The sequence below is a fragment of the Acinetobacter sp. G11 genome (assembly GCF_049808495.1).
GTDB classification, from domain to species: Bacteria; Pseudomonadota; Gammaproteobacteria; order Pseudomonadales; family Moraxellaceae; genus Acinetobacter; species Acinetobacter kookii.
In genome coordinates this window covers 42,849-54,773 of record NZ_JBNCAT010000019.1, presented here as the reverse complement: position 1 = coordinate 54,773, position 11,925 = coordinate 42,849, and the positions used below count along the sequence as shown (strand labels likewise).

The following is an 11,925-nucleotide window of genomic DNA, read 5'->3' as shown; positions in this document are numbered from 1 at the left end:
TGAATATATTGCAGAAATCACTCAACGTTTGAATCATCGCCCAAGAAAAAGACTCGGCTTTAAAAGTCCGAGTCAGGTATTATGGCAACAACATGGTGTTGCACTTCAAATGCTAATCTAAGAAATATAAAAAATGTCGAATTTTTAAAGTGATTTATTTATGATCAAGTCAAAATATCAAGAAAATCATCTGGGAAATAACATAAACCTGACCTTTGGGGTTTCAGCATTTATGATGAGGTATCTCGATAAAATAAGTAAGCATTGATTATTTTTATTTGCCTATCAAAAAAGCCCCTAAATTAGAGTAATGCTGATCAGTTAAGGAGTTTAGAAATAAACTCCTTAATTTTTAGTAATTCATGGCGGAGTCTTACCTTTTTAAATCAAACTCTTGCAGCTCATTTGTTACTTTGGTTTCGCCCTGAGAAGCACTGCTTCGTAAGAGCAAAGGCATCTTGCGGAGCAATGCTCCTCACCGCAAAACTCGTCAGCCACTATCAACTAACAAATTTATCGCAGAAACAATCATTTTTTAATGTAGTCCTGCCTCAAACAGTTGCGGATGACTTTCCCACATATCAAATACAGTAATGAATTTAAAAAAGAAAATGCCAGTCAATTTCTTAACTGACTGGCATTACTAAATTAGAGGCTATTTATTTAAAAATTAGAGATAATTGCCTTCACGTTCTGGCTGATACAACACTTTTTCAATTTTCACTTTCATTAAATGACCATCTGGCTGTGGCCATTCAATTTCGTGACCTTCAGCCAATCCTAAAATTGCTGCACCGACGGGCGCAAGTACATTCACCTGCCCTTTCTCGCCCAAAAAATCATGCGGGTAAACCAGGGTAATCGTGGTCGGTTCATTCGCAGGGGCAATAGTAATCGATACCCGTGCATTCATTGTCACCACGTTTGCCGGCATATCCTGCGGAGCTACCACTTGGGCACGTGCCAGCTCATCTTCAAGATGCTGCATGGTTGGCGTCAATTTAGATTGATGCTCAAGCATCGTTTCCAAACGATCAAGATCTTGTTGCGAAATCACAATGATAGGTCTTTGCATATTCAACATCCTCTTTTTTTAAACTTTTCTTTCATTCAGCAACAATAAGTCTATTTACACAGTTGATTTAAAATTTATTTCAAGTATACATGTGTATATAAATAATTACTTTACAAGAATAATACGATGTCTCTTACTGAACTCCATTCAGCAGCTGAACTCGGCTCTCACAATTTTATGCAGCATATTCGCAGCCACTTTGAAATGCCGGAACACCAACATGAATTTTATATTGCTTCCGCACTTAAAACCGTTAATTTTGATGGCACATTTGCCAGTTTTGAACGACTGGATCAACTGTTTACCGCATTTAAAAAACAGATAGGTACACAAGCCACAGATTTTATTGAAGATCCCCTAAAATTAAATACCGTCTACCTGATTTGCAGTTATATCGGGCAATTTATCAGTCAAAAATTGGGTATCAATGAAAAATGGCAAAGCTTTGCAGAGCTGCAAGCCCATTTCATAAAATTCCTTGATCGTCCCAATAACTTTGTACATAGCTATGCGCTCAATTGCAATGATCAAATTATTCTGCCCCTGCATTATGTGGCAAAGCATTTCTGTGAAAATGATTTACCACTGAGCATCAGCCAGGAAATTGAAGCCATTATTCTGAATTATCAAATTACCTTTGCAGATAAATGTCATAAATTTACTGAACAAATGCACGATTTACAAAGCATGTATTTCAAGGGTTATCCGCTGTTTTGTGGTTCTGCTTTTCAGAATCTGGTGCAGATTTCCGATTTGGATCATAGCCTGTCCAGCCTGGATCGCCTAGATGATCTCATGCGTGAAATTCGCCAGAACTATATGGTTTCAATCGATAAATTTTTAGAAGATGACGCCCATTTTTTCTTTATTCTGTTTTTATCCGCTTATGTTGGGCAAGTCATTGCCGAGCAAGCTGGAACTTCGCTACGCTGGTTCGCGCCGGAACAAGTCAGCCAGATGCTCGGGCAACACATCCCGAATGCGTTAACCACCTGCCGGATTGCGCAGATTAATGCTTCCATTTTTTGTGTGACCCAGCATATTTGCCAGTTTCTATTTGAACCTGTCCTTCCCGAATCCAGCAAACAATACGTTTTGAATGCCTTGCAAAGCATTAAAGCCAGCAGCAATCCTATTTATTTGGCTGAAGATACGCAAAAGACCAATAGCAATTTACAGCAATCCCCATTTTATGAGGCTTTATATCATGCCGGTCAGCTGACCCAATTTTTATTGCTGCATATTCATGGGGTGGTTCCACGCACTTCTTCCGAGCAGAGCCTGACACCCACCAGTTATCCACCGGGCAATACCTTTTTTAGCCATATGGAGGGACCGGATGGCCCCTTAAGACAACTGGATATCAATGCTGAACAACACCCCTATAATGTGTTGGGTTATGAGATGTATGCCTGTCTCCCGCATGTGCGAACCGATGCCATTTCCCTGCATGTCCGTAACTATGGCGAACAGCATATGAACATCCATTTGGTCATCCCTTTTTTCCAGGTGTTTGACTATCGTGGTTTTTGCATTTTGCAGCCCTATTTTCTCAGTAGCGATGCCATCACCAGTAAAAATTTACCCGAGATTTATCATGCCATGGGGGCATTTTTTAAAGGCATTCAAGACAGCGAACGAAACCGCCCGGCAGCGTCACAAACCTGGGCGCAATATTACAAGCCGAGCAAGCTCCCTTATCCAAAGGCGATGCAACAAAATATTCCCCAACGGGTGTCATAAAAATATAAAAAAAGCCTCCATTCAGGAGGCTTTTTTTAAGTTAGAAACTTATTTTGCGTAAACAGGGAATTTCGCGCAAACAGCAGCAACTTTTTCTTTAACAGTAGCGATCACAGCTTCATCACCTTTGCTGTCCAGGATGTCAGCGATCCAGCCAGCAAGTTCACGTACTTCTGCTTCGCCGAAACCACGCGTTGTAACTGCTGGAGTACCAATACGGATACCAGAAGTCACGAATGGAGAACGCGGGTCGTTAGGTACAGAGTTTTTGTTCACAGTGATGTGAGCAGCACCTAACCAAGCGTCAGCATCTTTACCTGTAATGTCTTGTTTGATTAAAGACAACAAGAACAGGTGGTTTTTCGTACCGCCAGAAACAACGTCATAACCACGAGCGATTAATACTTCAGCCATGGCTTGAGCATTTTTAACTACTTGTTGTTGGTAAGTTTTGTATTCAGGTGCCATTGCTTCTTTAAAGCAGATTGCTTTAGCAGCTACAGCGTGAACCAATGGACCACCTTGGTTACCCGGGAATACAGCTGACTGTAATTTTTTCTCGATTTCTTCGTTTGCTTTTGCAAGGATTAAACCTGAACGCGGGCCACGAAGTGTTTTGTGAGTTGTCGTTGTTGTTACGTCAGCAATTTGAACTGGGCTTGGGTAAACGCCAGCAGCAACCAGACCTGCTACGTGAGCCATATCGACAAACAGATAAGCGCCAACTTTGTCCGCGATGTCACGGAAACGTTGCCAATCAACAACTTGGCTGTAAGCAGAGAAGCCAGCAACGATCATGCGTGGCTTGTGCTCGATTGCTAAACGCTCAACTTCTTCGTAGTCAATTTCGCCAGTTTCAGGGTTTAGACCGTATTGAACTGCGTTATAAGTCTTACCAGAGAAGCTTACTTTTGCACCGTGAGTCAAGTGACCACCGTGAGCCAGGCTCATACCCAAAACGGTGTCGCCCGGGTTAAGAAGCGCTAAGTAAACTGCAGAGTTTGCTTGAGAACCAGCATGCGGTTGAACGTTAGCGTAATCTGCACCAAAAAGTTCTTTAGCACGGTCAATTGCCAATTGTTCAATAACATCTACATATTCACAACCGCCATAATAGCGTTTGCCTGGGTAGCCTTCTGCATATTTGTTAGTGAGTTTTGATCCTTGCGCTTCCATCACTGCTGGTGAGCAATAGTTTTCAGAAGCAATCAACTCGATGTGCGCTTCTTGGCGAGCATCTTCGTTAGCGATTGCTTGAGCAATTTCCGGGTCAAATTCAGCAATAGAGATATTGGCAAACATTAGCGAGGTCCTATTAAATTAGGGCTTTTAAGCCGTGCTAAGATTGGCGCGTATTGTAGCATGAAGTTTATAAATGTTGAGAATGAACTTTACTCAGTTTGAAATAAAAATGCTCATGATTTAAAAAACATGAGCATAGATAATCAAAACAAGTTACTGAATTGGCATTAAAGATTTTACATCTGCAATAATATTAGGAATATTCGAAGTATAGGCAGTTGAATGATTCCAGGCTAAGTCATATTCCAGAACGATATTAGTCGTTCCAAGTTTCGTTGCATTGGTAATAAGGTCAGCTGTCGCATTTGCTGGAACAGTCGTATCCGATCCACCCTGATAGATTTTCACTGGTGTCGTAACTTTTACAGATAAGGGCTGAGAAGTGCTATTCAAAAAGGTTGAAATTGCAGGTACTTGCATAAAATTACTTTGGGTTAAATAACCAGACAATGAAGTATTGGCGGCAGTTGCCATTTTAGTATTAAAATCTATTCCTAAGGGTTCTGAACAGATTGTCTCAGCTTGAGCGGCTATTGTTGCTGCATTGGTTTCAAAGACTTGAGCATAGGTCGGTGATGCGGATTGACCCTGCATTCCCGCAGTAATCAGCGCGGCATAGGTATTTAAAGATGCCAGGGTAGGGACTTGATCTTTGAGGGGTAAATTCGCTACAAGCTGTTTTCCCGTATTAAAAATTGTTTGTAAATTAGATGCAGGTGCAACGGCAACAGCTCCTTTATAGTCAAGATTTGCACGCGAAGCATATTGAGCGGCGCCTAGTGCTGCATGTCCGCCTTGTGAGTGCCCTACTGCCATCCATTGATTCGATACTTTTACCCCCAAATAATGACGTGCAGCGACAACTGCATCAGTAATTGAATAAGCCTCGCTTTTTAAATTCAGGAAAGGATGAAACTCATTGCCACTTGGCTCGCCCAGGCCTTCATAATCGGGAGCCACCACCACATACCCTGCACTTAAAAGTTGAGTAATCATCCCTTCAATCTCTACCTTCAGTTTACTTCGACTCGGTGCACATTGATCTGCCACACCAGTCGTACCATGCGCCCAAACCACAATTGGCCAGCCTTCTACAGGTGCCGCTGTTTTCGGTGTAATGACCAGTGACGTCGCTTGAACTTCCTGACCATTAACCCCCAGCATTTTATAAGTCATCACCAGGCTTTCACCTGCTACGCTGGTCATATTTGTTTCGGTATAGGCTTCGGTTCTTACCACAGGATCAGCAATGTTATTCAGCGGAATAGAAGGTTCAGGCTGAACAATGACGCCGCCATTATCCTCACCCCCAGTTCCATTGCCCGCTCCATTGTCAACTCCAGTTCCATTACCAGAACCAGATGCGCTCTCATCTCCACTTCCCCCCCCACCGCAGGCGGTAAGCAAAAAGGCACTGCTGATTAACACCGTTAATAATGTTTTTTTCATTTTTGCATTTCCTTATATATTGTTATTTTGATGATTGAGGTAATCATGAATACAAACTATTACCTTTATTTAATATTTGAACAATGTGATTTAACATCAAATAAAAAATATAAAAAAAGACTGAATTGCTATTAATATAAATAAATGATTTTTATAAATTTTATTTTTATGGGTTTACAAATATCAAACACTATTAATTTAACAAAATATGTCTGCTGTTATTTGTCCAATTCCAGGCTTGCATGAGATCAGGCTGTAAATGTTTAAAAAGAAAAATAGTGAACAAAATGGTCCCTTCTTATGCAGCCTCGATGACCGATCAACAAAAAATGACCGCTCAGAAGTTGTTATCTCAGTTGCAGCGTTCAGATTATTGAAGTCATTAAAGATCACTCAAAGGCCATGTTGACCATTTCTGAAATCAACCCTGATCCAGAACAGGGATTACTCAGATATCCCTATAGCACTTACATTTCGCGTGATATTTTCAAAGCAGTGCATTTAACCAGCATTTCGCTACAGAAATCATCATGAATGGGCAAAAGACTGTATTTTCAGTTTGTACCGGTATCTTTGAAAATGCTAAATTTACCCAAACGATCGCAACGGTTATGGACCTGTCATGCAAGCAATTATTCTCGATACCGAAACCCATACTTTAAATGGACAGCCGATTGAGATTGCTTATGCGCCGATCCAAATCCATGACAGCAAACTTTCCTTAGATAAGAGCGAAATTTTCGACCAGCTTTATAGTGTCGATGAACCGATTTCTTATGCCGCCATGGCGGTGCACCATATTCTGGAATCCGAGCTGGTTGGTCAGCCTCACTACACGACTTTCAGCCTTCCACAGGAAACCACGTATATTATTGGCCACAATATTGATTATGATATTCGTGCCATTGAGAAATGCGGTGTAGATACCAGCAAGATCAAAGCCATTTGTACCCTTGCCCTTGCGCGTTTAGTCTGGCCAGATGCCGAAGCTCATAATATTTCTGCCCTTATTTATATGATCAGCAAAGGCAGTGAAAAAGCCCGTGAAATGATTAAAAAAGCGCATCGTGCCGATATGGATATTATTTTAACCGCCAATATTTTGATGCATGAAATCCATCATTTAAACATTCAAAACATTGAAGAGCTTTATCTGGCATCGGAAGACGCACGTATCCCTCGTACGATTAATTTCGGCAAACACAGGGGTACAGCGATAGCAGATTTACCGGCAGATTATATGCAGTGGCTGCTTCGTCAGGATGATCTGGACCCTTATTTGCGCAAGGCTCTCGAGAAAGCCAATATTTTAACGCTGTAATATTATGATTTGTAATATGATTTAAATAATACTGTCATTATTAATACTTACAATCGGCCTTAGTTTACCGTAGGGATAAATTAAGGCATGAATCAATATCATAAAACTGATTTAGGCATTGAAAGTTTAAAACAACGTTCTCTCAATCTGAATGCACGTCAACGCCGGTTGTTACTGCTGATCGGCACCGATGATTTTGACCTGCTTGCTGAACAATTCAAGCGTCGTATCGCGCCACCCGAATTACTTGAACAATTACTGGAAATGGGATTAATCGCCCAGCAAGCGAGCCCATCCATTGAAACTCCACTTACATCAAGTACCCTGAATACCGAAATTGAAGCCAGCCTTGCGCTGCAAAACACTCAACTTAAGGATCACTCTGCCGAAGAGATCTTGGTTCCCGGCGTTTCCCCATCTTCAATCACGGATGAAAAAGCTGAGCCGGCCTCCTATGAAAATGAAATAAAGACAACGCTAGAAGTCATGGACTTTGAACAAGTCAAACAATTCATGGCTCAACTGCTGCAACGGCATTGCGGCTTAATGGCCAAACAGCTGATTAATCGTATTCTGTCTGCCGATGATTTACGCAGTTTAAAACTGTGTCAAATGCAATGGATTACCACCTTACAGGAAAGTCGCATGACACCCCAGGAATTAAATAAATACCTTAACCAGATCAATTTTTCGCTCCAGAAACATCTGAGCTGATCAGGCTTAAGAGCTTTTTTATGTTTCATTATTTATTTAAGGTCTTAACCATTAAGAGGATATTTATTTTTATAATTATAAAACAATAAGATTGGATTTATTCAACCACAGTCAGATTAAACCAGAACCCATGGCCTGATTCTAAATACGACCTAAGCTGAATGGCAAATAATTGCTAAAAGCCCAATATAGTCAATATTTCAGGGGAATTCATGATGACGTCCTTACATTATTTAGAATTTCATCCAGCAGACAATCCTATGCACTTAAAAAAAGTAGGTAACTGGGTACTGACATTTTTAAGTCCGAAAGAGAATCTGAATCATATTCAACTTGCCATTACCAGTGTATTGCCCCGTCAGGTCAGCGAAAACCTGCAACCCCTTCGGGTCATTATTGATCAAACAGACGTTGAAAATCGCTGGTCAATCCAGCAAATCATCTGTTACAACAGTACGCAAGGCAAGGATGAAATATTCAGTTGTGATGATGGCATTGGAATCAAAGTCATAGAAAACATCATACAGGAATTTAATAAATATGATGTCGAGCTCAGTTTAATTTAAGCCTTCATCTTTTATTCCATTCACTAATATTTTCCAATCGTATTGTTACTATTTTATAAAAACTCACCTTTAACGGTCAGTTTTTATCTTTTATCCATAATTTAGAATAAGTTTTATCAGACTTCTTTCATAAATTCCCTTTATTTCTCTCTCTTGGAAAAAAATAAAGAGGGTATGAACAATGATGAAAGAAGTCTATTATATATACATTATTCAATTATACGATAAATACTTGCGGAAATCCGGCTTTCAAAAAGCAGTTCAATACTGGGGCGAATAATTTCCCCATTTACAATGATATGTTCAATCTTTTGAAATAATGATAGTTTATGCAATACTGAATTTTCCGGAATTGCCCGTAATAATGCCTGTACTGCATGAATATTGCTAAATTGGTCTTTAACCTTCACCTCTATTAATTGGCTCATATTATTCTCTGCTCTCTTTATTTAACTAAACTTTTTATAACATATATTTGATTTATCCATAATTTAGAGATGTTAGATTTTTTGGCAATGTAATTTTTTATAACTCAATAAATGATATCTACTTTAAATATTCCAGTTAAGCTTTCTAAACTTCAATAATAAACTCTGTAGACCACCTTCAGTAATCTAAAATAAGTTCTGCAATTGGGGCCATCCGCAAAACATTTTTTTAACATAAAAAATAAGAAAGCCCGCATTGCTGCGGGCTTTTATGTTGGAAGGCTAGTGCTGATTTTTTGCTTCAACCCGAAGGTTGCAAGCTCAACAAGCTGTCATTGATCCGTCCAACCACTTTGTAGCGTCTCTCGACCTACTGTATTTTTAATATAAAACTCGAAAATGAAATAGGCAACCCTGACCAACATTTATACACAACAATCTAAAGAAACTATTATTGTATATTTTATAAATACTTGAATAATGGATGTCGTCTCAATATCAGCGCTTAAATTTCCATAAAACCTTAAAATAAGGCTCATATTTAATAGTTTGTCTCTGCTATTTTTAACCCACCGACAGTAAATATTTTTTATAATTAAAATCAATAATATAAAATTATTTTTACTTCTTTTTAATCCTACTTTCAACATTTTGCTGTTCGGTTGAGAGAGCTTTTATTGCAGATCACATATGGGGCTTTTATCCATTTTAGTTCTTATTTTAAAGAACAGGACAATAAACTATTTCCGATTCTCATCAACTTTTTAATTAAAAATACGGATCAATTGATCCGTATTTGTTTCATGACTCAAGCTTAAATGCCCATACACATATATTTAATGTCCAGATAGTCTTCAATACCGTATTTGGAACCTTCTCGTCCTGTACCCGATTCTTTAACGCCACCAAAAGGCGCAACTTCTGTAGAAATCAAGCCTTCGTTAATGCCCACCATCCCATATTCTAGCGCTTCACCGACTTTCCAGGCACGGCTTAAGCTTTCGGTATAAATATAGGATGCCAAACCAAACTCAGTGTCGTTGGCCATCTGGACGGCTTCTTCATCTGTACTGAATTGAAAAACCGGTGCAAGCGGTGCGAAAGTTTCATTCCTGGCTACAAGCATGTCTGGTGTGACATGTGACAATACAGTCGGTTCAAAGAAGGTTTGACCTAATTCATGACGTTTACCGCCCACCAGGACTTTCGCCCCTTTCCCGACAGCATCGGCAATGTGCTCTTCGATTTTCTCCACGGCTTTTTCATTAATCAACGGACCCTGTTCCGCGCCTTCTTCAAAGGCAGGTGCAACTTTTAATTCTCGTACGGCAGCCGTTAATTTTTCCAGGAACTGATCATAAATATTGGCGTGTACCAAAATACGGTTACTACATACGCAAGTCTGACCGCTGTTACGGAATTTCGATGCCATGGCCCCTTTCACCGCCCTGTCTAAATCGGCATCTTCAAACACGATAAAGGGTGCATTCCCCCCTAGTTCCATACTGATTTTTTTCATGGTAGACGAACACTGTTTCATCAACAGCTTGCCCACTTGAGTGGAACCGGTGAAGGATACTTTTTTCACGACTGGGTGCGTAGTAAGAACCTCACCAATTTCACGCGAACTGCCTGTCACCACATTCAGCACACCTTTAGGAATACCCGCCTGTTCGGCAAGTACCATCAAGGCAAGCGCAGATAAAGGCGTTTCTGAAGCTGGCTTGATCACCACCGTACAGCCTGCTGCAAGTGCTGGCCCCACTTTACGGGCAATCATGGCATTCGGGAAGTTCCATGGCGTAATTGCGGCAACAACACCCACCGGCTGTTTGATTACCACTAAACGGCGACCCTGTTTATCATGTGGAATGACATCACCATAAGTACGTTTTGCTTCTTCGGCAAACCATTCAATAAAACTGGCACCATACAGGATTTCACCACGACTTTCTGTTAAGGGTTTTCCCTGTTCAGTACTTAAAATCACTGCAAGATCTTCCTGATTGGCCACCATCAGATCAAACCATTTACGCAATAATACTGAACGCTCTTTGGCGGTCATATTTTTCCAGGCATTCAGTGCAGCCTCGGCAGCCTGTACAGCTTGCTCCACTTGTGCAGTGGAAACACTTGGCACCTGTGCAATGGTTTCGCCTGTTGCCGGATTGGTTACAGCAAAGCTTTTGCCATCTGCTGCATCCATCCAAAGCCCATCAATAAAAACTTGTTGTTTCAGCAAATCAGGATTTTTAAGTTGCATCTATATTCTCCTTCATAGACGCCTGGCACGGTACGTTGAGCAGGTGCTACGCCATCTTTAATTTAGCCAGCAATATGTCATCGATTTCATCAGCCGAGGGGATCTACCCTCCCGGAAACGAATTCTATGCCCAAAGCTCAATATTGCCTGGCAAGCTTTTCCAGCTGTTGAAAGAATGCTTGCTGTTTAATCTGCAATATGAATTTTTTAGGATAGCGATGACGTCTTGTCCTTCAGGATATCCCGAATGACCCGGATGTCCAAGCGCGACAGTAAAGTCTGTAGAATCAAACAATATAAAACCCATAATCTGCAACTTTTAAAATTTCGTCTAAATTTCTCCCATCTTTTTTTAGATTTGATTGGTCTGATGGCACAGATTTGCTTATCAGATTCATATAAAAATGGACTAAATTATTCTGCAATAAGGTACATACCAATACAGTCTGCTATTTTGTGAAATTATTTTTTGTTTACAGCCAGGTCTTTCTTAATTCAGCCCACAGAAGTTTCAGCATAGGTACCAATTAAGCCGCTATTCCATTGTTATTTATATGATGTACACAATCACAGCACCCAAAGGTGGATTTCTATCGATGCAAAAAATCTTCCTTGCTATCAGCTAATTTAATAAATAGTTTAATTTTTGATTTTTCTTGTTTATCAATATTAGGTTTGCTCTGCTGATCCCTTGGATTTATTACAGATTTTGACATTTTTTACAGTAACGTAGGATTCGTTAGTTGAATTTGATGGTGATTTTACCGTAAGCAAGTATTGGAATAATGAGAAACCGGCAGACAGAATATAGCCGTATAAAACTATTTCTTTATTATCAATATGTTTAGAGCAAATAAAAAGGCTTGAAGAAAGGAAAATGGTGCGCTCAGCGGGACTCGAACCCACGCCACAGGCTTCGGAGACCTGTACTCTATCCAGTTGAGCTATGAGCGCGCGATGCACATCATAACAAAAAAAACCGTAAGGTAAAGCAACTATCTATAAGTCATCAATTTTTGTGCTTATAGTTTAAGCAATGTTCCAAAATTGCAACAGACAATTCC

The 11,925-nt window shown here is 40.1% G+C and carries 9 protein-coding genes, 1 tRNA gene and 1 pseudogene; 5 read left to right on the top strand and 6 right to left on the bottom strand.

Features of this window, described 5'->3' with window-relative positions; all coding sequences use genetic code 11:
* Positions 1–121: pseudogene (locus tag ACPUEY_RS08900) on the top strand (IS30 family transposase); the annotation flags it as partial.
* A gap of 549 nt (positions 122–670) precedes the next feature.
* Here ACPUEY_RS08900 and rnk read toward each other — a convergent pair.
* Complete coding sequence (gene rnk / locus ACPUEY_RS08895) at positions 671–1,075, bottom strand: nucleoside diphosphate kinase regulator (RefSeq protein ID WP_425121846.1); 405 nt, start codon at positions 1,073–1,075, stop codon at positions 671–673.
* A 126-nt stretch (positions 1,076–1,201) separates the two neighbouring features.
* On the opposite strand from rnk, the gene ACPUEY_RS08890 reads away from it, so the two are divergent.
* Positions 1,202–2,818, top strand: a complete 1,617-nt coding sequence (locus ACPUEY_RS08890) for a hypothetical protein (RefSeq protein ID WP_425121845.1) — start codon at positions 1,202–1,204, stop codon at positions 2,816–2,818.
* 48 nt (positions 2,819–2,866) lie between these two features.
* Here the strand turns inward: ACPUEY_RS08890 and glyA are convergent, their stop codons facing one another.
* Both glyA and ACPUEY_RS08880 read right to left on the bottom strand, forming a co-directional pair.
* On the bottom strand, positions 2,867–4,120 hold the full coding sequence (gene glyA, locus ACPUEY_RS08885) for a serine hydroxymethyltransferase (RefSeq protein WP_131273219.1): 1,254 nt from the start codon (positions 4,118–4,120) through the stop codon (positions 2,867–2,869).
* 153 nt (positions 4,121–4,273) lie between these two features.
* Positions 4,274–5,569, bottom strand: coding sequence for an alpha/beta hydrolase (locus ACPUEY_RS08880; protein WP_261182311.1), 1,296 nt, complete (start codon positions 5,567–5,569; stop codon positions 4,274–4,276).
* 622 nt (positions 5,570–6,191) lie between these two features.
* On the opposite strand from ACPUEY_RS08880, the gene ACPUEY_RS08875 reads away from it, so the two are divergent.
* The 3 genes from ACPUEY_RS08875 to ACPUEY_RS08865 all read left to right on the top strand — a co-directional run bounded on the left by ACPUEY_RS08875 (position 6,192) and on the right by ACPUEY_RS08865 (position 8,170).
* Positions 6,192–6,890 carry a putative quorum-sensing-regulated virulence factor gene (locus ACPUEY_RS08875; protein WP_261182310.1) on the top strand — a complete coding sequence of 233 codons (699 nt, stop codon included), beginning with the start codon at positions 6,192–6,194 and terminating at the stop codon, positions 6,888–6,890.
* A gap of 87 nt (positions 6,891–6,977) precedes the next feature.
* Entirely contained in the window at positions 6,978–7,604 is a 627-nt protein-coding gene (locus tag ACPUEY_RS08870) for a hypothetical protein (RefSeq protein WP_425121844.1), read from the top strand.
* Positions 7,605–7,819: 215 nt separating this feature from the next.
* Positions 7,820–8,170 (top strand): hypothetical protein, encoded by a 351-nt coding sequence (locus ACPUEY_RS08865; RefSeq protein ID WP_131273223.1) that lies wholly within the window; start codon positions 7,820–7,822, stop codon positions 8,168–8,170.
* A 209-nt stretch (positions 8,171–8,379) separates the two neighbouring features.
* On the opposite strand, the gene ACPUEY_RS08860 is transcribed toward ACPUEY_RS08865, so the two are convergent.
* The 3 genes from ACPUEY_RS08860 to ACPUEY_RS08850 all read right to left on the bottom strand — a co-directional run bounded on the left by ACPUEY_RS08860 (position 8,380) and on the right by ACPUEY_RS08850 (position 11,815).
* Complete coding sequence (locus tag ACPUEY_RS08860; RefSeq protein WP_092819254.1) at positions 8,380–8,598, bottom strand: hypothetical protein; 219 nt, start codon at positions 8,596–8,598, stop codon at positions 8,380–8,382.
* A gap of 814 nt (positions 8,599–9,412) precedes the next feature.
* On the bottom strand, positions 9,413–10,861 hold the full coding sequence (locus ACPUEY_RS08855) for an NAD-dependent succinate-semialdehyde dehydrogenase (protein WP_425121843.1): 1,449 nt from the start codon (positions 10,859–10,861) through the stop codon (positions 9,413–9,415).
* Positions 10,862–11,739: 878 nt separating this feature from the next.
* A tRNA-Arg gene (locus ACPUEY_RS08850) sits at positions 11,740–11,815 on the bottom strand.
* Positions 11,816–11,925 lie beyond the last annotated feature (110 nt).

Coding starts and splice junctions, on each gene's coding strand:
- rnk (WP_425121846.1), bottom strand. CDS start 1,075: ATGCAAAGACCTATCATTGTGATTTCGCAACAAGATCTTGATCGTTTG.
- ACPUEY_RS08890 (WP_425121845.1), top strand. CDS start 1,202: ATGTCTCTTACTGAACTCCATTCAGCAGCTGAACTCGGCTCTCACAAT.
- glyA (WP_131273219.1), bottom strand. CDS start 4,120: ATGTTTGCCAATATCTCTATTGCTGAATTTGACCCGGAAATTGCTCAA.
- ACPUEY_RS08880 (WP_261182311.1), bottom strand. CDS start 5,569: ATGAAAAAAACATTATTAACGGTGTTAATCAGCAGTGCCTTTTTGCTT.
- ACPUEY_RS08875 (WP_261182310.1), top strand. CDS start 6,192: ATGCAAGCAATTATTCTCGATACCGAAACCCATACTTTAAATGGACAG.
- ACPUEY_RS08870 (WP_425121844.1), top strand. CDS start 6,978: ATGAATCAATATCATAAAACTGATTTAGGCATTGAAAGTTTAAAACAA.
- ACPUEY_RS08865 (WP_131273223.1), top strand. CDS start 7,820: ATGACGTCCTTACATTATTTAGAATTTCATCCAGCAGACAATCCTATG.
- ACPUEY_RS08860 (WP_092819254.1), bottom strand. CDS start 8,598: ATGAGCCAATTAATAGAGGTGAAGGTTAAAGACCAATTTAGCAATATT.
- ACPUEY_RS08855 (WP_425121843.1), bottom strand. CDS start 10,861: ATGCAACTTAAAAATCCTGATTTGCTGAAACAACAAGTTTTTATTGAT.